The following is a 21,189-nucleotide window of genomic DNA, read 5'->3' on the forward strand; positions in this document are numbered from 1 at the left end:
TGTTAGCGTGCATCTAGAATTATTATCGAATAGGTGTCGGCAAGGCACATAGACTGAATAGAAATAGAAAGCATTGAGGGGCTAAGGGTATATCTTTGTAAAGGTATGGCTTTAGTATCCAACTCTACAAAAGTAATGGCAGAAACAAATGAGTAACTTGCTGGTAACCGGTGGCGCCGGTTTTATAGGTGCAAATTTTATCCACTACTGGATGAAAACTTACCCCCAAGACAAAGTAATAGTTCTGGATGCATTAACTTACGCCGGTAATAGAACTAATCTGGAACCAGTATCGGAAAATAGCAACTTCTATTTTTGTCAGGGAAATATTTGCGATACATCTCTGGTAGAAACCCTTCTTAAAGAGTATAGAATAGACACGTTGGTGCACTTCGCAGCAGAAAGCCATGTAGACAGGTCCATCAGTGGCCCAGATGCCTTTATTGAAACCAATATTATCGGTACCCATAGCCTACTCAAGGCGGCAAAAAAAATCTGGTTGGACGAGGGAGTCAACAAAGACAACCACCGCTTTCACCATGTTTCCACAGATGAAGTTTACGGAACTCTGAGCCCTGAGGATCCCGCATTTAGCGAGACTACACCCTACGCTCCCAATAGCCCATACGCGGCTAGTAAGGCTGCTTCAGATCATTTAGTACGAGCTTATCACCACACTTATGGGCTAAATATTACTACGAGTAATTGCTCCAATAATTATGGCCCTTATCACTTTCCAGAAAAACTGATACCCCTGGTTATCACTAATATTCTACAAAATAAACCATTGCCAATTTATGGTGATGGCCAGCAAGTTCGCGACTGGTTGTATGTAGAGGACCATGCGCGAGGTATTGATTTGGTAATCAAAAAAGGACAATTGGGAGAGTGTTACAACATAGGCGGTATTAATGAAAGGGCAAATATCGATATCGTTCAGTTGATTTGTGAGCGGATGAACTCTGAATTTGCCGAAAATCCGGACCTCGCTGAGAAGTACCCCAAAGCGGTATCTGCAATAGCAGGGAAAGCACAGAGTCTTATAACCTTTGTAAAGGATAGGGCCGGGCATGATCGTCGCTATGCCATAGATCCTCAAAAATCCAATTCTGAACTTGATTATCAACCACGGGAGAGTTTTGCAACCGGTATTCGTAAAACACTGCGATGGTATCTAGAGAACGACGGCTGGTGGCAGGCTGTGATGGATGGTAGTTATCGACAGTGGATAGAGCAGCAATACTGCAACGCTGAGAGAGTGTGAAGATAGATTATGGGAATTAATATAAGAAAGCGTTTTAAGGCTGTTCTAGATACGGCGGAAAAAACTTTTTCAGAACAAGTGCAAGTATGGGTAGACATTTGTGGTGTTGTCGGTGGAAAGCATCTTTTGATCCAGGGGTGGGCCTTTCACCCCGAACATGAATCCCTGGATTTTCACCTAGAATATATTGGTAGCGAAGAAGAGTCCGATACTCAGAATATTGAGGATATTAAATATTACACTCTTCGAACCACTAGGCTAGATGTAAATAAACATTTCAACTTCGAAGGTGATAGCTGCTGGGGTTACAGCTTATTGGTTGAGTGGCCCTATGATAGAGCAGTGGATAACAAATTACTGTGCATGACCGTAAGTGCAAACGGCCAGGCCAAAGAGATAGAGCTAAAACCTTTTATAGAGTTAAGTGGTGAAGCGTTATTTGGCCACTGTATGACATGGCGCACCGGAGAAAAGGCAGAATTGCTTAGTGCCATGTTTGAGAGCATGGGCAATAAGGTTTTTGAGATCCCAGGCTTAAAGAAACTGGAGGAGGGACAGCTCAAGACCCTGGTCGACTGGCATTGGGACAGTATCTTAGCAGTACCCGGCCATGGACTGTTTCTTTCTGGATGGCTGCTTGATGGTCAGCGGGATCTGGCAAGTTTAGTGTTGCGGACTACAGATGGTAGCTATAGCAAAAATTTACTTGAGGAATCTGCACGCTTTGCACGCGTAGATGTATTAGAGGCTTTTCCTGGCAGAGCTGAACCTAATTATAAAGCGGGCTTTTTTACTTGGGTTCCTATGCCTCACCTTATAGAGAGAGCTGGATTGGAGCTGCTGTTCTTCACTAAAGAAGGTCACCTGGGCGTTGTTCCGCTTCAGCAGACTAATATTCGCGAGGATATTACCCAGGCTAGTCAGCAAGTATTGGTGAACTTCAATGTAGATGGCAGGGAATACCGGGACAATATGCGTAAACATATTGGTCCGGCATTGTCAGCGCTCTGGGTTAATCGACGCTTTCTTCTAGAGGAACCAAAAGTAGAAGTATTACAGTTCGGCCAAAAAGTAAAAGAACCCAAGCGAAGTGTCATAGTGCCACTGTATGGACGCTATGATTTCCTGCTACATCAGATAGCTCAATTTACAGAAGATACCGATTTTGCCGAGACAGAGCTGATTTACGTTCTAGATGACCCTCGTCTCTATGATGCATTTATACCTTTTTGCTATGACACCAGTAAGTTGTTCCCAGTAAACTTTAAGGTGATATATGGTGGCCGTAACTTAGGTTACGCAGGAGCTAATAATCTCGGTGCGCGTTATGCCAGCGCAGATAAATTAGTGCTACTTAATTCAGATATTATCCCCAGTAGCAGCGGCTGGATTTCACGAATTGAACAACAAGCATCTTCACTGGAAGATGTTGGTGTGGTTGCACCAAAGTTGGTTTTTGATGATGGCACAATCCAACATGTGGGAATGACTTTTTCCAAAAGTGCACAATTTGGTAATTTGTGGCTGAATGAACATCCGGGTAAGGGAAATCCAGAGTGGCTGGTAGATATTGATTCTGTTATGGAATCACCAGCAGTGACAGGCGCTTGCATGTTTATTAGCAAAGCCTTGTATGATTTGGTGGGTGGCCTGGATGAAACCTATGTACTCGGTGATTTTGAAGATTCTGATCTCTGTCTGCAGTTGAGGAAGGCGGGCTACCGTCACTATGTACTTACCGATGAAAAGCTCTACCACCTGGAGCGTATGTCACAAAATCTGTTCGAGAACCGTGACTGGAAATTTAAGATCACTCTATATAATGCCTGGCAACACACAGAGCGCTGGGGAAGCCTGATTGAACAGCTGGTTCGTTAAGGAATTATCGATGACTGAACACAGAATACTGATTGTTTCCCACGGTCACCCCGATCATAGCAAGGGTGGTGCAGAAGTGGCTGCCTATAATCTGTTTAAGGAATATGAACGACTGGGCTTGGATACAGTTTTTCTGGCACGAAGCGACCAGCCTTCCCATGGGGGTTCCGCCTTTTCTACGATTAATTCGGACAAGGAAATTCTATTTCATACCCATATGTCCGACTTTTTCCTATTCCAGTCTGGCTGTAAAAAGCATGTATGGCAGGAATTTCGTGCACTACTTGAACGCTACAAACCCACGGTAATACATTTTCATCACTACATACATATGGGGTTGGAGTTAATACGTGAGGTAAGGAATACACTGCCGAATGCACGTATTGTTGTAACCTTGCATGAGTACTTGGCCATCTGTGCTAATAACGGCCAAATGGTTAAACCGGGTAAGCAGATGAAGCTCTGCTATAAGTCATCTCCTACCGACTGCGCACGCTGTTTCCCCGAACGTTCTGCTGCGGACTTCTTTCTGCGAGAAAAATATATCAAATCCATTTTCAATTTAGTGGATATGTTTGTCTCCCCTAGCTATTTTCTGATCGAGCGCTATAAAGCTTGGGGGATTCCCGAGGAAAAAATGGTGATGATTGAAAATGGTCAGCCGGAGATTGAAGCACCAGCAGCGCGCCAGCTAACAGAAGGGGAGGGCCGCGGCCGTTTTGCTTTCTTTGGCCAGATCAATCCATTCAAAGGTGTGGACGTGCTGCTGGAGGCCTTTAGGCTATTGCCAGAAGATATTCAAAAGAAGGTGCATCTTGATATTCATGGTGCAAACCTGGAGGGGCAAACAGAGGCGTTTCAGGAAAAAATCCATGGTCTGCTGGAAGACCTCGGTGATTTGGTTACTTTACACGGCTCCTATGAGTCTCATGAGATCGGTCGCCTGATGGAGCAGGCTGACTGGGTGATTATTCCTTCGGTATGGTGGGAGAACTCACCGATGGTAATTCAGGAAGCCTTTAACCACGGTCGCCCGTTGATCGGAAGTGATATTGGTGGAATGCAGGAAAAAATATTAGATGGAGTTACTGGAATTCATTTCAGAAATCGCAGTAGTATCGCATTATCAAGAGAAATTGTTAAAGCGTCTTTAGATTCTAAGCTAAGCCTTGCAAAAAATATTGTAAAACCACTCACTATTTTTCTATGCGCAGAAATGCACTTAAATGAAGTTTATGGGAGTTAACTTGAAAACCATATATTTGCATATAGGCCATGAAAAGACTGGTACTACTTCCATTCAAAACTTTTTAGCGGAAAATAGATCGGCTCTTGATAGTGAGGGTTTTATATATCCAGAGATCGGATTTCAAAATGAAGTTCATTCATCATTAGTTAACTCAATACATAGTTTGGATAATGGTAGGGAGCTTGAATTTGCTCCTCCAGGATATGGTGATCCAGATAAAGAGTGGGGTGAATTGATCAAGCTAAAAAACTGCGATGTCGAAAATGTGATTCTAAGTTCAGAGCACTTTATATCTCGTCTTAGAGTTAACGGAATTAATTTTGTAAAAAGTTTTTTTGAAAAAAATTTCCAAGAATATAAGATTAAGATCGTAGTTTTTTTAAGGAGACAGGATGACTGCTTTACTTCAAGGCTTAGTACTTTGGCTAAAGCGGGTGCATCTCAGCCTTATGATTTTTGGTTAAAAGAAGTGTTAAACAAAGGTGTTTACTACGATTACAGTAAACTTCTGAGGCCTTGGGTTGACGCCTTTGGAAAAGATTCCATAGTCCTTTCTCCATATAGGAGGGATGTAAATGTTGTTCAAGAATTTTGCAATTTGATTGGGTTTTCTTGTGATGACATTCCAAGCCCGGAAAGAAAAAACTCTTCTTGGGACCCTCTGACGACAGAGATTGCATTTATTATTAATAATTTATGTAAAGACATGAAGCCTTTCGAGAAAAGAAAAAGATTGAATCATGTCAACAAGATTATATTGGGAAAAAACATCAATAATGGAATCTTATCCAGAAAATTGATCTCTAGTGATCTGGCAAGAAATATTCTTTCCGTTTACGAGGATTCAAATTTATATATCTCCAAAGAATTCTGTTCTGGCAATGATATATTTTGTGCTGAAGTTAATAATGAGGATTATTATGGTGAATTTGGTTCATTATCTCATGATGACGCCATTAAAATAATCTTCAAATCTCTGCTCTAGCATCAGTTAACATGAAAATATATTCAATCTAAGCTTGGAATTAAAATGACAATTTTGTGTGTTTCGACTGCTAGTGGTGATGCAAATTTATTAAGGCAGCAAATACTTACATATAATAAATGTTTCGATGGCGATGTTTTCCATATCGTGCACCTGAGTAATGAGTTTAATGATCGACTGGATGTAAATCCAATAATAAAGAAGTCAATTCTAGATCTTGGAAATATTCATCTCTTTAATAGGGTGAAAACAGCATATGGTGTGATATTTCATGCAATGCTTCAGTGTGTTTTTGAGGCTATAAGGCTGGGTGTGCAGTTTGATTATGTTTTATTTCATACAAGCTCTGATCTAATGGTTGGCAGTGGGGTTAATAAATACATAAGGAAGTTTGACATAGGTGCAGCTAAGCCACATTTCATGGCTCGGAATGGATTCTGGTATGATAAGGCAGTAAATTACAAAAAATCAGAATTGCTATTGACTGCATTAGACTCGGATAAGCGTTATAAGGCTAGAGCTGAAGGGTGTTTTTTCAGGAGAGATATATTTTTTGAATTAATATATCCTCTGTTAACATACTACGGCACCATTGAGTTTGACGAGCTTGCTTCGCACCCTGTCGAAGAAGTGGAGTTTGCATGGGCAATAGAATTTTATTGTGCAAGAAACAATGTAAAGCGTGTCGATAACTTGGTTAAAAACTTGGAAGGGCATAAAAGGATCGCATGTGTGAAAGATGTTGACTCTATTGTACATGAAGATGGAGTTTTTGGCCTGAAGAGATTTAGTTCCAATAGGTTTGATGCAGCTCGAACCCGAGTTTTTGAGTTGTTAGGTTTGGATAAAGATGACTTATGAAGTTTTTAATGAAATTAACTTTTTGATAATTAGTAATTAATAAGTTTTTTTAACTGAATTGACAGGATTCTTCACTTCAGTGATTTGGGTGTATTTGGGTTCGGAATGAAAAATTATATTAGGAAGAGTTTCTGTAAGGGGGGAAGGTAGATGATGATACTAGATTGCACGCTAAGAGATGGCGGGTATTATAATAGCTGGGATTTTGATCCCAATATCGTAAATTCTTACCTCGCTTCCATGTCACAGGCAAAAGTGGATTTTGTAGAGTTAGGGTTACGGTCATTCCCAAAGAACGGTTTTTTGGGCCCTTTTGCATATACAACAGAATTGTTTCTCGAGAGCTTAGAATTGCCTGATGGCCCGGTTTACGGAGTCATGGTTGATGCAAAGACAATTCTTTCTGCCGAGATTCCAGTGATTGAAGCTATCGATAAACTTTTTATCAATAAAGTCGATAGCAAAATTGGTCTGGTTCGAGTAGCGGCTCATTTTAATGAGGTTGAGGCGTCAGGCGAGATTGTTAAGGCTTTGAAGGAAAAAGGATATATAGTTGGTTTCAATCTTATGCAGGCTGGCGGTAAACCTTGCGATGTAATCGCCGAAAAGGCGGAGTTAGCAGTCAGTTGGGGTTGCTTGGATGTTCTCTACTTTGCCGACTCGCTTGGGAATATGGATAGCGATGAGGTATTCAGGATTATCACCGCATTGAGGCGGCATTGGGATGGTGAGCTCGGCATACATACCCACAACAATATGGGGAAGGCGCTGGATAATACGATTGCAGCCCATAACAAAGGCGTTACTTGGTTGGATGCAACGGTCACAGGGATGGGCCGAGGTGCCGGTAATGCTCAAACGGAAAATCTGTTGGCAGTGCTGAACAAAACCAATGCGCCATATGCTCCAAAGCCGGTTTATGATTTGGTCGTCAGGCATTTTGGCCTGATGCAAAAGGAATACGGTTGGGGAAGTAATCTTCTTTATTTTCTTGGTGCACAGAATGATGTACATCCAACCTATGTACAAAATTTATTGTCAGATGAGCGATATGGTCCAGACGAAATTGTAGGAGCGATCGATTATCTAAGTAGTGCAAATGCCTCCTCTTACGATGGCAAGATACTCGAACAAGCGCTGCAATTGAGTGCAATTAGCAATGAAGTGGGCGGGTCGGATACGTTGTTGAATGCGTTTTCCGGTCGTGAAGTTCTTATTGTCGGTAGTGGCAATAGTGTTAACCGGTACAACTCTGGAATATCCGATTATATCCGAGATAGAAAGCCTGTCGTATTGGTGATCAATCTAAATGGCGATATAGATGAGGATTTGGTTGATTATATCGTTATCTCCCATAACTCTAAATTCCTTGCAGATAAAGAAAAGTATCAAAATTCTGATAAACCAATAATTCTTCCACGTCAACGCTTCTCTCCTGAAGATATGGAGGTTTTAAATCCTTATTCAGAAATTATCGATTATGGGTTACAGGTTGAGAGTGGGATTTTCGACTATTCCGAAACACATTGTGTAATTCCGCTAGAGTTGACTGCGGGCTATGCGCTTTCGATTGCTCTTATTGGTGGTGCTAAGGCAATAAGCCTAGTCGGATTTGATGGTTACGACAAAGGAGATAAGCGGCAACAGGAGATGATCGATTTAATGATGGCTGTGCATGACAAGCACAGTGATGACATTATTTTATCATTGACACCGACTACTTATCCTATAAGCGAAGGATCTATTTATGCACCATCTATTTGAATATGATCTTTATATATTCGACTGTGATGGCGTAATTCTGGATTCAAATGCATTGAAAATTCAGGCGATGGATCGGGCTTTGACCGGATATTCTGAGAGTGAAATATCCAGTTCCCTGGATTATTTTGCTAAGAACTTTGGAAAGTCACGCTATCATCACGTAGAGTTTTTTTTACGTAATGTGATCAAAGTTTCTGAGAGTGATTTTTCAGATCGCTATAGCCAGGTATTAAATCTATATGCAAGAGCTTGTGAAAAATTGTATCTTTCAGCAGCCATTTGTGACGGATTTATTGAGTTTATTTCAAACCTTGGGATGCCATGTTATGTGGCTAGCGGCTCAGATCAAGATGAACTCCGGCAAGTGTTTGCCAAGAGAAAATTGAGTAAATATTTTATAGATATACTCGGTTCTCCAGAAAAAAAGGCCAATAATGTAAGAAAAATATTATCCGAATCAAAGGGCAAGGCTCTGATGATTGGTGATTCTTTAAGTGATCTAGAAGCTGCTAGAGAATGTGAAATCGATTTCCTTTTTGTATCGAAATATTCGGCATCACCTGAAGCCGTAAGATCATCAAGCTTATTTTCGGAAACTGAGGAAATTTTGTCTTTTTCGAGCTTGACCAGTTAATTTGGTAGTTTATAAATGAATTATGCAGTAATAATACCTGCGCGCTATAAGTCAACAAGACTGCCAGGTAAACCTCTCCTTGACATCTTGGGTAAGCCTATGATTCGTCGTGTTTGGGAGCAGTGTGTATCGGCGGTGGGAGAGGAAAAGGTCTATGTCGCTACGGATGATGACAGGATTTCAACTTGCTGTCGTGAATTTACCGATAATGTCGTGATGACAAGCGACAACTGCAAGACTGGCACTGATAGGGTTTTTGAAGCAGCAAGAATAATAGGACATTTAGACTTTGTAGTTAATGTGCAAGGAGATGAGCCTTTAATAAACCCTGATGAAATCTCGTGCATCATTGAAAAGTATATGGAGTGCCCTGGAACTATCGTAAATGGTATGGCCAGAATTGGCTCAGAGAATGAGTATATTAGCAATACGGTTCCAAAGGTCGTTTTTAGAGCGGATGGTCGACTTTTATATATGAGCCGCGCTGCCATACCTTCCAATAAGTCGGGCAAATTTAATACTGCTTGGAAACAAATTTGTATATATGCATTCCCGATGAATGCTTTGTCTGAATTTGCTTTGAAGGAAGAGAAAACTTTCTTTGAGAACGAAGAGGATATAGAAATTCTCAGATTTTTAGAGATGGGATACGATGTGACAATGGTTGAAGTCGAGGGAAATAGTATCGCTGTAGATACACCTGATGATGCAGTAAGGGTTATCGAAATATTGACAAATAACCCGACTTGCATTGTTTAGGTTTATTGGCTGCCAAATATTTTTTGGCAGAGTTTTAACTCAATTTTTAGGTTGCCCATGAAGGCTGTTATACCTGTTGCAGGGCTAGGGACAAGGATGCTGCCTGCGACTAAAGCTATCCCCAAAGAAATGCTGCCTATCGTCGATAAACCACTTATTCAGTATGTGGTCAATGAAGCGATTGCGGCTGGTATAAAACATATTGTACTGGTTACTCACTCCAGTAAGAATTCTATCGAAAATCATTTTGACACCAGTTTTGAGTTGGAGGCGACCCTAGAGGCCAGGGTCAAGCGTCAGCTGCTGGATGAGGTGCGATCCATCTGCCCGAAAGACGTTACCATCATGCACGTGCGGCAGGGTGAGGCGAAAGGCCTGGGGCATGCGATCCTATGTGCCCAACCAGTGGTCGGAGATGAGGACTTTGCGGTGCTACTGCCGGATGTCATTATCGATGATGCAGCCTCAGATCTTAGTCGCGATAATTTAGCGCAAATGTTATTTCGGTTCGATCAAACCGGTGTTAGTCAGGTGATGGTGGAACCGGTGCCGCAGGAAAAGGTACATCAATACGGGGTAGCGGATTGCCAGGGGGCTACATTATCCCCAAATACCTCGCAGCCAATGACGGCTATCGTGGAAAAACCACCAGTGGAAGAAGCACCATCAAATATGGCTGTGGTTGGGCGCTATGTATTATCACGCAAGCTATGGCCACTGCTTGAACAGACATTACCGAGTGCCGGTAATGAAATACAGCTCACTGATGCTATTGCCGATTTGATAGCCCAGGAAAGCGTCGAAGCCTACCGTATGGTCGGCAAAAGCCATGATTGTGGTTCTAAGCTGGGATATTTAAAGGCAAATGTTGAGTATGGCTTACGCCATCCAAATTTAGCTAAGGAATACCGAGCTTATTTAAACACGTTGATGCTATCTGAGAGCAGGGTTTCCAATGGTAAGCTCAAAATTTCACAAGAAGCTGTAGCATGATGGAGACTGAGTAGCAATGGTTAGAAAAGTATTGGTTACCGGGGGCGCTGGCTACATAGGCTCCCACACCTTGGTGGCATTGCAAGAAGCAGGTTTTGAGGCTGTCGTCATTGACAGCCTGTGCAATAGCTCCGAAATAGCTTTACAGCGGGTACAAAGGATTACCGGTAAACCCGTGAGATTTTATCCTGGTGATATCAGAGATCGCAGACTGCTAGATCAAATACTTACTGAGAATAAGATTCATTCAGTGATTCACTTTGCTGGGTTGAAAGCTGTAGGAGAGTCTTCGCAGAAGCCGATCGACTACTACCAGAGTAATGTCGCTGGTAGCCTGGTATTGCTAGAGGCTATGCAGGAAGCTGGAGTCAAGCGATTGGTTTTCAGCTCTTCGGCTACCGTTTATGGCAGTGAGGCTCCGGTGCCCTACGTGGAAACTCTGCAAACTGGAAACACCAGTAACCCATATGGCACCAGTAAATGGATGGTGGAGCAGATATTGCAGGATGCCGCCGCTGCGAACCAAGAGCTTTCTGTGGCACTCCTTCGGTATTTTAACCCTGTTGGGGCCCATCCCTCGGGACTGATCGGGGAAGACCCTCAGGGAATACCTAACAATCTGTTGCCGTATATCGCTCAGGTCGCGGTGGGAAAGCGCAAAGAGCTGTCGATATTTGGTGATGATTATCCCACATCAGATGGTACCTGCTTGAGGGATTACCTGCATGTGATGGATTTAGCAATAGGGCATGTTCGAGCCCTGGAATGGATAGAAGATAAAGTAGGCACAGAGGCATTCAACCTAGGAACAGGTAGGGGAATCTCCGTTCTCGAAATAGTTCGTGCCTTTGAACAGGCCTCTGGCGTACCAATACCCTATACAGTAGCGCCACGCCGTGCAGGCGATCTGCCAGCCTTTTGGGCTGATGCCTCCAAGGCAAAGAGCGAATTAGGATGGGTTGCAGATTTAGGGCTGGAGCAAATGATGGTAGATACATGGCGTTGGCAAAGGGAAAATCCGCAAGGTTATAACGCTACCCACTCTGAGAGTTAGCTAGTAGTCCCAAAGAGAGTATTTACCATTTGGCGTCAAGTAGAGAGATGGTAAGAGAAGGCGTAAAATAATTACCACTTGCCAAACTGATTTTGTAGTAGGAAATCATATCTGGATGTGGCTAATCTGGGCAGAGTATGTGCACCTATTTATGTAGAATACTCGATCCATGAAAAGAGAATAACTAGTCGCTTAGATTATAAACAAGATAAGTATTTTACGAGGATTTTGTTAATTTCCTCTATATGATTACAACGATATTAGGATATGAATAAAGAATAGATAGTACTAATCCATGGCTTTTGCCCGTTTGTGGATGAGCTTGACAAGCTTAACTTAAATAGATAGTGGTATGATATTTTGAGTCCAATTGTGTTTGTGCATATCCCAAAAACTGCGGGTACCAGTTTTCGTTTGGGGGCTGATTCTTTTTTTGGGAAAGAAAATGTCTGTCGAGACTATGGGGAAAAGGCAGTAGAAACCAGTACGATTGTCAGAGAATGGATTTCTAGTGACAAAGATGGATGGTTATTTGCAAGAGACTTTGAAAAGCAGGGCTACCAATTTCTTACAGGGCATTTTCATGCGGCAAAATACATAAGTATTTTTGATGCTAGTAGAATGATCACTTTTCTGCGAGATCCAATACAGAGGATTGCCTCCGAATATAATCATTTTGTGAGGAATAATGGTTATGAGGGGAGTTTTGAAGACTTTTTCCGAAGCCCTCAAAATGTTAATCGTCAGCTACGTCTCGTGGGTAAGAATAACTGGGCCGAGTTTGGGTTTATTGGGTTTGTAGATGCTTATCAGGACTCCTTAAAGTTACTCAATAGAAAATTTGAAATTGATATTCCTCAACTGCATGAAAACGTTGCAGAAAGTGAAGTAGTTAAACCACAACAGCTAACAAAAGACCAAATAGAAGAGTTACAAATTCTTAATGCAGAGGAGTTGGAATTTTTCAGCAGTGCTCGAGCGCAGTTTGACTGGCGTCTTCGCCTTGCGTGCGCTGATGAAAGCTATGTGTCAGGTTGTGTGACTCATGTTGAAATGGGAAAGCTAAGAGGTTGGGCAATCTCCGAGGATATTAATAACGCAGTATTAATTCAGGTCAAAGTTGATAATGAGATTATTGGGGAATGTAAAGCTAATGAATTTCGCCCCTATTGTAGGGCACGTGGGCTTGGTCGGGCGGGCTTTATAGGCTTTTCGTTTGAGTTTTCTAGAGAAATAAATGTTGGCTCTGTAGAGTGTGTTGTGGCTAACACACAGCAGCCTCTATTAAATGTATATAGTTGATGGTTTCATTGCTTAAGAAATAAAAGATGATAATCTGATTTTATGTGAACTTGAGAGTAAGGTTTTCTTGGCGCCTACCTAGTAGAATTTTGGCTCATAAAATATAAATTCATGGTGAGGCTTCTATGATAAAATGTTTTAAAAAATATTTTACTAGAGATACGATTTTAATCATATAGTAAGCTACTATGAAATTTTCAAATTTTTGTAGGATGGGTGTACATGAGTGCACCTTGAAATCAAGACGCTATTATTTTGATAATCTAAACCCAGCGTATTTGAAAGCGACGAGTAATTTGACCCTAGGAGTAAAGAGGTTGTCATTTCTGGGTTAGATTAAATCGCTATGAGGTTAACCCCCGTTCTGGCGATTGTCTCAAGTTTGGATTGCGAATAATAGATTTAAAACTATTTTTATAAAGTTTTTTTACCAAATTGGTCTTGTAGGTTGTGTTGAAGTTTTTAAAGTCTTTGTTTCATATTAATTTATCCCCAAGGCTAAAACCTGAAGTGGCAATTGAATGCGTTGATGATGCAAAGACAGTTTTTGACTGGTGCTCCAAGGGGAGTGATCCTCAATTTTTACTAAAAAATCATACCCTCAATGCCGGTTGGTATATGGTGGAAATTGAACTTAGACATGACCAACCTTGCGCAGATTCAAAAATATACGTTGATTACGGTGAGGGATTTAATGAGGATGATAGTTTTTCTATACCGATAAAATTTGGAAGAATTACTAAGCGCCTTATTTATCTATCATCTCCAGTGCAGGCACTGCGTTTTGACCCGCTGGAGACTGCTGGGATGTTTACCATTCGGCATTTTCATTTTGTTAAACTTTTTCCTTTTTTTGCAAAAGATAGACTATCTCAGCGTCTAGTTAACATGCATTTTAAATTTCGTAATATGAGTAAGGAAAGTGCCTTAAAGCATATTTATGAAGAGTCCAATAAGAAAGGATGTGGCTGGCAAGAATTAGCATTAAATTACTATGAAAAAACTTTTATTAAGAAGCGCCAGGTGAGAGATTATGCTGAGTGGATAGAAAAGGTTGAAATTAATAATCTAAAATCCCGAAAATATTATAATGAAGAGGTAGGGAGGGATGTTCAACCTCTTATCTCAATTATTCTACCTACATTCAATTCAAATATTGATTTATTGAAGGAGTGCATTGAATCCGTAATTAATCAAACTTATGGAAAATGGCAATTATGTATCGCCGATGATGCTTCCCAGAGCTCAATGGTAAGAGATTGTTTGAAAAAGTATCAAGAGTTAGATCCCCGTATTTATGTAGATTACCGGAAAAACAATGGACATATTTCTGCTGCTAGTAACAGCGCTTTATCATTGGTAAAAGGTGACTATATTGCCCTGTTGGATCATGATGATATCTTGGCACCAAAAGCACTTCAAAGAGTTGCAGAAGAAATTGTACAAAACCCGCAGGCTTTGCTGCTATACAGTGATGAAGATAAAGTTGACAAATATGGCGAACGTTATGACCCCCACCTTAAGCCAAGTTGGAATCCAGACCTGCTACTTTCACAGAATTATATCTGCCATCTAACCATAATTAAAACACAATTAGTGAGTCAAGTTGGCGGTTATCGAATTGGTGTTGAAGGCAGCCAGGATCATGATTTATTGCTGCGCTGTATGCCATACCTTGAGTCCAATAATGTGGTGCATATCCCTGAGGTACTCTACCACTGGAGAGCTATTAGTGGATCTACAGCACAAGAGAGTAGCGCCAAGAATTATGCCGCTACAGCGGGCTTGAAAGCCGTTTCCGATTACCTGAAACGTGAAGACCTAAGTGCAACAGCCGAGCCCGGAACTGTACCAAATAGCTATCGGGTTCGTTGGTCCATTCCCGAGCCAGCTCCGTTAGTGAGTCTTCTAGTCCCAACAAGAGACGGCATTGATATCCTTAAGCCATGTATTGAGGCTATTCTTTCCAAAACCAACTACTCTAATTTTGAATTGATCATTTTAGACAACCAAAGTCGCTGTAAAGAAACATTGCGTTTTCTTGAAGAGGTTACAAGCTCCGATTCACGGGTATCTGTCCATCGTTGGGATCATCCATTTAATTATTCAGCTATTAATAATTATGGAGTGGGCATAGCAAAAGGTGAAATTATTGGATTGATAAATAATGATATAGAGCCGATTAATGTCCTTTGGTTGACGGAGATGGTAAGTCAGGCAATGAGACCTGAAATTGGCTGTGTAGGAGCTAAACTTTACTACCCAAATGATACGATTCAGCACGGTGGTGTTATCTTGGGTATTGGTGGAGTTGCTGGGCATTCTCACAAATATTTTTGCCGTAATGATTATGGTTACTTTTCTCGGCTGCATTTGGTGCAGAACCTTTCTGCAGTAACAGCTGCGTGCCTTCTATTACGTAAAGAAGTATTTGAACAAGTGGGAGGCCTGGACGAAAAAAACCTAGCGGTAGCCTTCAACGATGTAGATCTTTGCCTAAAAGTACGTGAAGAGGGTTATCGAAATCTTTGGACACCATATGCTGAGCTTTACCATCATGAGTCCGTATCTCGGGGTGCTGACAATACTGTTTCTAAGCGTCGTCGTGCGCAAAGAGAAGCGGAATATATGCGTAGCCGGTGGGGTGAACAGTTAGATTCAGACCCTGCTTATAATCCCAATCTAACTTTGGTGCATGAAGATTTTTCATTAGCATGAGGAAGATACCGCAGAGATCGTACACGAAAATTATTCTTTTGCGGTATAACTTATTACCTCTTTAAAGTCCTTTTCCTTTGTAGAATACTATTGGATAAGGCTGTTAGTGTTTTCGTTGCTCCCTCTTTCCCAGAATGGAAATGGGAGCAAAATAAATATCGGTATATAAACCCTTTACAATTCTTTCATGACCAAAGAATCCAAGACCATTGTTGAAGGTATTTGTGTTGAGTTCCTCTTTGAAGCTCATCATATGACTAATTACTGCTTCATCCAACAAGTATGATCTTTTACTTGTGAATCGAACAATAACCGCAAAAAACGTCTTACGTTCGACCATAGTCAACAAAGCTCCGCCTCGCCCCTAGCCTATAACGGTATTACCTTCCTTGTCGCCAATCCTATTCATGCTGTCTAGTACGGCTGGTAGATCATTTAGTACACTTTGTTTTTGATCTTTCTTTGTCGATTATTCTTAGCGTACCGCTTGCGACAGGGTTTAGGTGCAATCCTAAGATACTTGTATAAGCCTCCACCATTTATTTGATCTCAATAAATCAGAGGGTAAATCATCTCGTGATGGAGCGATAACCCCGAATGTCTCTCTAAATAGTTGACTGTCTGTAGGGCTTAACTCTTTCAAAGCTAGGGTGTCTATTTTCATCAGACGATATAGGTCACTTTATCTGAAGTTTACTATTGCCGGCGCCTCAGATCCGCAAGGTTATGTATTTCCCAATAGGATATCCTTGTAAACCGGTATCGAGATGTAGCTTTATACAGATCATCGAGAGCGTATTTTCAAAAATTCTGTAATTGCTCTCTGGGAGTGTTAGATTTTTATCGATCTGTAAATCTAGTATCTTTTCTTAAGTTCCTATTAATAGAAGCTCACCAGTGTTTATATATTTAGTTCAAAGGTGTTTTTTGTGCCAACGTCCTAGATACAAATCAAATTAGATCTTAATGATGACCCTCCCTATATAAGATGAAGGTACAGATTAAGACTGGTTAAGAGAGTGTAATAAAATCCATAAATAGTACTTGTGTTAGGATATGGTCTTGCCGATGTTAGGCTAATGGATAATTTTCGCGACACAGTGCGATTGAAATAAAATTTTACAGAGGAATAGTGCGTCAATTTATTTTTGAGGTGGTATTTTCAGGAAGATTAGCTATAAATAAATGTAAGTTTAGCATTGTTCTCAATAACAAGATTTTTTTATCATTTATAATCAATAAACTCCTACTATGAGACCTTCACCTACAAGAACAATTTGGCAAATACAAAGAGATGTAATTTACGCCTTGCTTGTACGTGAGATGAAAACTCGCTTTGGTAAATGGCGCTTAGGGTATGCATGGGCACTCCTTGAGCCAGCTCTACATATTATGATGCTGGCTGCAATCTTCAATTTTCTTAAAAGGGATTTTTATCCAGGTATTCCAACAACACTATTTATGCTTGGTGGTATCGCACCATTCTTATTTTTTAGTCATTGCTTTTATAAAGGAATTGCTGCTGTGGCTTCAAATAGAGGACTATTCAACTATCGTCAGTTACGTCCTTTTGATGCTGTGCTCAGCCGTGTATTGTTAGAGTTTTCTATCTACATATTGTGTATGATTACACTACTGATACTTCTAGCATGGTTTGGAATCAGAGTCGAATTCGGTGATTTTCTACTACTTGTAGAAGTTAATATTCTGTTCTTTTTTTTCTGTTTTGGCTTGAGCTTAGCATTATGTGTTGCTGGCGAACGGTATCCAGAGCTATCAAAAATACTACCATTAATTGTCCGGCCTTTATATTTTGTTTCAGGAGTTTTTTTCTCGTTAGAGCAGATACCAGTTGAATATCATCCATATTTAATCTGGAATCCTTTAGTGCATGTAATTGAGTTAACTCGAGAAGGGCTTTATGCAAATTATGATGGAAAGTTTTCAAATTTTAATTACTATATATTTACTTCAATAGGCACGCTTACCCTGGGGTTATTGATATATCGTGCACATTGGCGTGATTTGATTCGAAGCCAATGATAAAGCTTGAAAATATAACCAAGTCATTTCGTTCACACAGTGAACGAAATATCCTTTTTGAAAATGTCAATGTTGTTTTTCCTGAAGGAAAAAATATAGGAATTCTGGGTCGAAATGGTGCGGGTAAGTCCACACTATTAAGAATAATTGGTGGTATTGATTACCCAGACTCAGGTCGAGTAATAACAGATCAAAGAATATCCTGGCCTATGGCTCTTTCAGGTGGCTTTCAAGGAAGTATGACTGGAAGAGAAAATGTAGCATTTGTTTGTGGAATTCATGGTATTTGGGGTAATAAGAAGAATAAGGTGATGGATTTGGTTAGAGAATTTTCTGAAATTGGTAACTACTTTGATGCTCCAATTAAGAATTATTCTTCAGGTATGCGCTCACGTCTGGCTTTTGGTCTCAGTATCGCTGTAGATTTTGATGTGTATCTGGTAGATGAAGTGATGTCTGTAGGTGATGTGCACTTTAGAAGTAAATGTGAAGAGATAATCTCTGAAAAACGAAAGTCATCTAGCTTCATAATAGTGGCTCATGCAATGCCAACTTTAAGGAATAATTGTGATGCAGGTATATATATCGAGAAAGGAAAGGTAAGAATCTGCCAATCAGTTGAAAAGGCTATCTCCCTATATCAAAAGGGAGTGCCTGAGCCGTAAATAAATGTTAATAAATTAACAAACGTACTGACTATATGAACTATGAATATAGATGTTAAAAATAATATCGTGTACAGTGAAACCATTAAACATAGATTTGGTTTTAGTCTGTCAAAACTGAGAGAGTTTTTAAAAAAAAATATATTTTTGTTAAATAAAAAAAATATATTTTCCAGAAGTTTATTTATCATAAAAAGCTATACTTTCCTTTTTTTTGTTCTATTACCTTTACTGCTTGTTGGTACGTATTATATTTTTTGGGTTTCTGAACGCTATGTGAGCTATACACAAATAATAGTAAAAGATACGGCCTCTTCTCAGGTTTCTTCTTCAGCAATGGGTTTTTTAATACCAGGTATGGGTATTGATAACCAAGATGCTTTTTTAGTAGTGAATTATATCCAATCTTTAGATATGGCTCTTTATCTCGATAAAGAATTAGCATTATCAGAGTACTACCAGAGTAACACCCACGATATATTTTCTCGATTGGGAAAGGATGCAACACAAGAAGAATATTTAAAGTATTACCGAAATCATATATCTGTAAGGTACGATGAAACTACCGGAATAATCGCAATTGAAATACAGGCTTTTGATCCAACATTTGCGCATAAACTCGTCGAAACAATAACTTCAAAATCTGAGAGTTTTGTAAATTCAGTAAGTAATCAACTTGCTGAAAAGCAGGTGACATTTGTTGAAAATGAAGTTGAACTTGCACAGAGTAAGCTGCGGTTTACTAAGCAAGAAATTCTTGATTTCCAAAACAATAATAATGTAGTTAGCCCAGAGGAATTAACAAAAGGAATAACTAGTATTATTCAGGGGCTAGAGGCCCGCCTGGCTGAAGAGAGAGCAAAACTTACAGCAGCTAAAAGTTATTTAAATGCGAATTCATCACAGATAATATCGATGCAAGCAGAAATTGGAGCTTTGGAAAAACAAATTGAGCTTGAGAAAGTTAGATTAGTTGGCATCGGTGATGAAAAAGGAGAGCAACGTCTTAATACTTTAGGGGCTCACTTTCAAAATTTAGAATTAGATTTACAGTTTGCAACAGATGCCTACGCAGCCTCTCTAAAGGCATTAGAAACTGCACGTATGGAAGCTTCTGGAAAGTTAAAGCACTTGATGATAGTTACTCAGCCCTCCCTTGCTGAGGAGCCTGAATATCCACACAAACTCTATAATATGATTAGTCTAATGATAATACTATTATTCTTGTATGGTATTGGAAAAATGCTGAATGCCAGTATTCGAGATCATCGGATATGAATTATGCCTTGAATTGCAAAAATCTCTGCTCAAGAAATAAATTTCTATTTAAAAATATTTTAGGTGTGATTAGTACCATGAATAGTATAAAAGTAATAAAAAAAGGGGTGCATCTTTGTCTGTTGGGAATACTGGTTTTTAGTGAGGCATTTGCTTTGGAGACTCAACAGATAGATGAAATTGATTCTACCGTCCAAGCGAATAAAAAAATAATACCAGTGTTTGGTCAATCTCTTTTTAGTGGATCTTTTAAAGATCAGCCATTTAGTGGTTTCAATCCAGATTATAGAATTACCATTGGTGATCAGATCAATTTACAGCTTTGGGGTGCTTATAGTTTTAGTGCAACCTTGCTTGTAGATCCCAAAGGTAACATTTTTGTTCCAGAAGTTGGACCTGTACATGTTGCTGGAATCAAGAATGGTGAATTGAATGATTTTGTCCTTCGTCATGTGAAACGCGTCTTTAAGAATAATGTGCAAGCATATGCAAATCTTGAGGCCAGCCAGCCGGTTAAGGTGTTTGTAACTGGCTATGTGAATAATCCTGGCCTCTATAATGGGTTTAGCTCAGATTCAATTCTTTATTATTTGGATAGTGCTGATGGTATAGATCCACAGAGTGGAAGTTTTGTGGATATAAAAGTGATGCGTAATGGCGAGTTAATACAGCGGATTAATTTATATAATTTTATAGTGGAAGGTGTAATGCCTGCTCTACAACTACGAAGTGGTGATGTGATAGTGGTCGGCGCTCGTAAAGGTTCCGTTTCTGTTGAGGGAGCCGTTCAGCAGGCAGCACAGATGGAATTTACTGGACCATATACTCAGCTTGGTGAGATGCTGCTTGTAAGTAAACCTGATCCACAGGCAAATTTTGCTCGTATAACCCAGGTCGTGGATGGCGTTCAAGAAGCAATTTATTTATCTTTGAATGAGGCAATGACTACTCAGTTATATCCTGGAGCCCATGTTGAGTTGGTTCGTGATAATGATGTGCATTCTATCTCAATACAGGTTTCTGGTGAGCTGGATGGTCCCGCAACCTACGTTTTACCATACGGTTCCACATTGGAAGATTTATTAGATAAGTTGCGATTTCGTGAAAATGCTGATAGAAACTCTATTCAGCTTTATCGTGAAAGTGTTGCAGAGAAGCAGAGTGCAGCACTTAATAGATCTTTGGATGCGCTACAGATGGAGGTTTTAACGCGGCAACCCAATACTGATATGGAAAAAAATGCACAAAAAGATAACGCCTTAATGATACAAAAATTTATTAAACAAGCTCGAGAAGTAAGTCCCAGGGGACAGGTTGTAATTGCAAATAATCCTAATGCAACTGAGATGATATTAGAGGATGGGGATCAATTAGTGGTACCCTTGAAGTCGTCAACGGTATCTGTTGTGGGAGAAGTAATCTTCCCAACCTCTCTCGTGTATAACAAAAAGCTCACCTTGGATGACTATATAGAGCTGGCAGGTGGTTTTGCGAATAATGCTAATCGAGATGAGCTAGTCATCTTACATCTTGATGGCACAATAAGTCGTATAGATGATAAAGATTTTGATAATCGACTTGGAGATCGTCTACGACCCGGCGATGAAATTATGGTAATGCCTAAGATACGCTCAAGTGAACTACAAGTCACAAAAGATGTTACCGAAATTCTTTACCGCATCGCTGTTGGAGCAGCGGCGGTTCTTTCTTTCTAGAAATTTGAAAGATATCAATATAAGGCG

Annotated in this window: 17 protein-coding genes; 16 read left to right on the forward strand and 1 reads right to left on the reverse strand. The window is 40.2% G+C overall.

What is annotated here, in order from left to right; all coding sequences use genetic code 11:
* Positions 1-148: 148 nt before the first annotated feature.
* The 12 genes from rfbB (at position 149) to FIU95_RS04215 (ending at position 15,461) form a co-directional block, all read left to right on the forward strand.
* A complete protein-coding gene (gene rfbB / locus FIU95_RS04160) occupies positions 149-1,264 on the forward strand; it encodes a dTDP-glucose 4,6-dehydratase (protein WP_152451770.1) in 1,116 nt (371 codons plus the stop codon).
* A gap of 9 nt (positions 1,265-1,273) precedes the next feature.
* Positions 1,274-3,142: a glycosyltransferase family 2 protein gene (locus FIU95_RS04165; protein WP_152451772.1), complete on the forward strand. Its 1,869-nt coding sequence runs from the start codon at positions 1,274-1,276 to the stop codon at positions 3,140-3,142.
* Positions 3,143-3,152: 10 nt separating this feature from the next.
* Positions 3,153-4,388: a glycosyltransferase family 4 protein gene (locus FIU95_RS04170; RefSeq protein ID WP_152451774.1), complete on the forward strand. Its 1,236-nt coding sequence runs from the start codon at positions 3,153-3,155 to the stop codon at positions 4,386-4,388.
* A gap of 1 nt (position 4,389) precedes the next feature.
* A complete protein-coding gene (locus FIU95_RS04175; protein ID WP_152451776.1) occupies positions 4,390-5,376 on the forward strand; it encodes a hypothetical protein in 987 nt (328 codons plus the stop codon).
* Between the two features lie 45 nt (positions 5,377-5,421).
* Complete coding sequence (locus FIU95_RS04180) at positions 5,422-6,237, forward strand: hypothetical protein (protein WP_152451778.1); 816 nt, start codon at positions 5,422-5,424, stop codon at positions 6,235-6,237.
* A gap of 150 nt (positions 6,238-6,387) precedes the next feature.
* Positions 6,388-8,001, forward strand: coding sequence for an aldolase catalytic domain-containing protein (locus FIU95_RS04185; protein WP_152451780.1), 1,614 nt, complete (start codon positions 6,388-6,390; stop codon positions 7,999-8,001).
* On the forward strand, positions 7,985-8,635 hold the full coding sequence (locus FIU95_RS04190; RefSeq protein WP_152451782.1) for an HAD family hydrolase: 651 nt from the start codon (positions 7,985-7,987) through the stop codon (positions 8,633-8,635). Before FIU95_RS04185 ends, FIU95_RS04190 begins: the two co-directional genes overlap by 17 nt.
* A 15-nt stretch (positions 8,636-8,650) precedes the next feature.
* Complete coding sequence (locus FIU95_RS04195; RefSeq protein ID WP_152451784.1) at positions 8,651-9,394, forward strand: 3-deoxy-manno-octulosonate cytidylyltransferase; 744 nt, start codon at positions 8,651-8,653, stop codon at positions 9,392-9,394.
* A gap of 57 nt (positions 9,395-9,451) precedes the next feature.
* Complete coding sequence (gene galU / locus FIU95_RS04200) at positions 9,452-10,387, forward strand: UTP--glucose-1-phosphate uridylyltransferase GalU (protein WP_152451786.1); 936 nt, start codon at positions 9,452-9,454, stop codon at positions 10,385-10,387.
* A 16-nt stretch (positions 10,388-10,403) separates the two neighbouring features.
* Positions 10,404-11,441: a UDP-glucose 4-epimerase GalE gene (galE, locus tag FIU95_RS04205; RefSeq protein ID WP_152451788.1), complete on the forward strand. Its 1,038-nt coding sequence runs from the start codon at positions 10,404-10,406 to the stop codon at positions 11,439-11,441.
* Positions 11,442-11,801: 360 nt separating this feature from the next.
* Entirely contained in the window at positions 11,802-12,743 is a 942-nt protein-coding gene (locus tag FIU95_RS04210; protein WP_172975310.1) for a sulfotransferase family 2 domain-containing protein, read from the forward strand.
* A gap of 450 nt (positions 12,744-13,193) precedes the next feature.
* Positions 13,194-15,461: a glycosyltransferase gene (locus FIU95_RS04215; protein WP_253868844.1), complete on the forward strand. Its 2,268-nt coding sequence runs from the start codon at positions 13,194-13,196 to the stop codon at positions 15,459-15,461.
* A gap of 103 nt (positions 15,462-15,564) precedes the next feature.
* Here the strand turns inward: FIU95_RS04215 and FIU95_RS04220 are convergent, their stop codons facing one another.
* Positions 15,565-15,801, reverse strand: coding sequence for a hypothetical protein (locus FIU95_RS04220; RefSeq protein WP_152451792.1), 237 nt, complete (start codon positions 15,799-15,801; stop codon positions 15,565-15,567).
* Between the two features lie 911 nt (positions 15,802-16,712).
* On the opposite strand from FIU95_RS04220, the gene FIU95_RS04225 reads away from it, so the two are divergent.
* Genes FIU95_RS04225 through FIU95_RS04240 form a run of 4 tightly spaced genes read left to right on the forward strand, consistent with a single transcriptional unit; the run spans position 16,713 to position 21,162 of the window.
* Positions 16,713-17,504 carry an ABC transporter permease gene (locus FIU95_RS04225; protein WP_152451794.1) on the forward strand — a complete coding sequence of 264 codons (792 nt, stop codon included), beginning with the start codon at positions 16,713-16,715 and terminating at the stop codon, positions 17,502-17,504.
* The gene (locus tag FIU95_RS04230) at positions 17,501-18,169 is read left to right on the forward strand and encodes an ABC transporter ATP-binding protein (RefSeq protein WP_152451797.1); all 669 of its coding nucleotides are present in this window, start codon (positions 17,501-17,503) and stop codon (positions 18,167-18,169) included. Before FIU95_RS04225 ends, FIU95_RS04230 begins: the two co-directional genes overlap by 4 nt.
* Before the next feature lie 42 nt (positions 18,170-18,211).
* A complete protein-coding gene (locus FIU95_RS04235; RefSeq protein ID WP_152451799.1) occupies positions 18,212-19,447 on the forward strand; it encodes a hypothetical protein in 1,236 nt (411 codons plus the stop codon).
* Positions 19,444-21,162 (forward strand): SLBB domain-containing protein, encoded by a 1,719-nt coding sequence (locus FIU95_RS04240; protein ID WP_152451801.1) that lies wholly within the window; start codon positions 19,444-19,446, stop codon positions 21,160-21,162. Before FIU95_RS04235 ends, FIU95_RS04240 begins: the two co-directional genes overlap by 4 nt.
* The last annotated feature ends 27 nt before the right edge of the window (positions 21,163-21,189 follow it).

It is taken from the genome of Microbulbifer sp. THAF38 (assembly GCF_009363535.1).
In the GTDB taxonomy this organism is placed as follows: Bacteria; Pseudomonadota; Gammaproteobacteria; order Pseudomonadales; family Cellvibrionaceae; genus Microbulbifer.